This window comes from Oleiphilus sp. HI0043 (assembly GCF_001634935.1).
Map to the genome: position 1 here is coordinate 1 of NZ_LWEY01000629.1, position 694 is coordinate 694.

Genomic DNA, 694 nt, shown 5'->3' on the forward strand with positions numbered 1-694 from the left:
ACTTCATCAACAGGTGTTTCAGGGCTTACAAAAGGTAGGTCTTGAGCAAGCATTTCGTCACGCACCTTGGTCAGTAGCTGTCTACCCAAGCTTCCTCCAGGGTGAAAGGCTGCAAAGTGCTCAGGTTGAAAGTTTCTTTCTTTCATTAGTGAAACAGCAAGTGCGTCGCCCAAAGCTAGTGTCACCGTTGTCGATGTGGTAGGAGCCAAATTATTTGGGCATGACTCCTTTTCGACAAAAATATTCAAGTAGACGTCTGAATTTTTTGCTAGCGTGCTATCAGGGGCGTTAGCAATCGAAATAATTTTGTTTCCGAAGCGCCGAAGGCTAGGGATGAGTTTGATCACTTCTTCGGTTTCGCCGCTATTCGAGATAAGCAAGATGATATCGCTAGGGCGGATCATCCCTAAGTCACCATGAAACGCTTCGGCGGGGTGAATAAAAAAACTAGGTGTGCCGGTAGAAGCGAGTGTAGCTGCGACTTTTTTGCCAATATGGCCGGATTTCCCCATGCCTGAAACTATTAGGCGTCCTTCAGATTTCATTATCAATGATATGGCAGATGAAAAACTGTTATCAAGAGAGTTTGCGAGATTTGAAATAGCGGAGGACGCTTCGTTTAAGCTGCTAATCGCAGTTTCATTAATATCAGACATTTACACCTACCTAGTAAAGCGGGGTTATAAGGGCTTGG

The 694-nt window shown here is 45.0% G+C and carries 1 protein-coding gene; it reads right to left on the reverse strand.

Annotated elements, in window-relative coordinates; translation table 11 throughout:
* On the reverse strand, positions 1-656 hold a 656-nt coding region (locus tag A3729_RS07655; protein ID WP_068633547.1), incomplete at its 3' end, for an SIS domain-containing protein.
* Positions 657-694 lie beyond the last annotated feature (38 nt).